Annotated in this window: 1 protein-coding gene and 1 pseudogene; both read right to left on the bottom strand. The window is 69.7% G+C overall.

Annotated elements, in window-relative coordinates:
• Positions 1-173: 173 nt before the first annotated feature.
• Positions 174-650: a hypothetical protein gene (locus C1I97_RS37610; RefSeq protein ID WP_111007330.1), complete on the bottom strand. Its 477-nt coding sequence runs from the start codon at positions 648-650 to the stop codon at positions 174-176.
• 185 nt (positions 651-835) lie between these two features.
• Positions 836-1164 (bottom strand): annotated as a pseudogene (locus C1I97_RS37605) (sensor histidine kinase); the annotation flags it as partial.

Raw genomic sequence — 1164 nt, 5'->3', positions numbered from 1 at the left:
GGTGCGGGTAGGGGTGGAGGCGTAAGCGGAGTGGCGCGACTCAATGTGCCCACGGGGCATCCCGGGCTCACGGCACCTATCCTTCTGAAAGGGTGAGCACTCGGCGGGTGAATGCAATTCACGCGCTCAAATGAGCCGCATGCGAACACTGGAGGGCGGGATGCTCCCGCTTTTCAGCCGTTGGACACCGATCCGTCCCCGCCGGGCTCCTTCGGAGCCCAGACAGGCGGACTGGTGGCTTCCTTCGGGCCGGCCTCGTTCATCAGGACGCGCCGACCGTCCTCACCGGCGTGACCGTCCAGCCGCACGGTGATCTCCTTGACCTGCCCGGTGTCCTGGAAGTGCAGCACCACGACCTGGCGTTCGGATGCCTCGTCGTAGAAGTCGGCCGCCACCTTCCCCCGGGCTCCTTTCCGGAAGCTCTTGATCCAGTTCGCGGCCGTCTTCCGGGTCTCGCTGTCGGTGCTGTCACTGGTAGCCAGCTTCTCCAGATCCCCGGCCCTGCCGTCGGCGATGCGCCACACGACCTCCTGGACCACTTGCAGGGAGCCGGTGGACGGATAGCCGAACACGTGCAGCGGTTCGTGGTTGGCGTAGTCCGTCGCGTACCGGAGATCGGGCGAGAGGAACGGGCTGAGAGACAGGTCCAACGGCGGTGTCCGCGCGCGTAGGCGGGCATCGCCGTTGGTGCGGCTTGGCTCGAAGGCCCCCGGGGCGGCGGGGCCAGGAGATCGCGCTCAGGGGTTTGCGGGGACAAGTGGAGGATGTGGGCCAACGGCACCGCCAAAAGGGCTGGTCGGCGAGCACGTACGTGGCCCGAATCCTCCACTTGTCCTCACTTCGTGCGGCCGCCTGCGGGGTACGTGCGGGCGCCCTCCCTCGGCAGTACCGCCCACGTGCGCGTGCCGCCGCCGGGCTCGCGGGCGTCGCCGAAGCCCCAGTCGCCGCCGCAGGCCCGGACCACGCAGGCCGACAGGCGCAGGGACGAGCGGCGACGGGCGTCACAGGCGGCGGCGAGGCGGGGGTGCTGATGGCGGGGGTGCGCGTCGTAGAGAACGACGCGCAGGGCATCCTCCCGGTAGCGGAGGCGTACGTACACCTCCGGCGAGGTGGAGAAACGGCAGGCGCAGGCAGCGAGTTCGCTCGCCACCTGCACGGCCGCGT

The sequence above is a fragment of the Streptomyces sp. NTH33 genome (assembly GCF_003236365.1).
In the GTDB taxonomy this organism is placed as follows: domain Bacteria; phylum Actinomycetota; class Actinomycetes; order Streptomycetales; family Streptomycetaceae; genus Streptomyces.
Note: the sequence above shows the minus strand (reverse complement) of the source record. Positions and strands in the feature narration are given on the sequence as shown.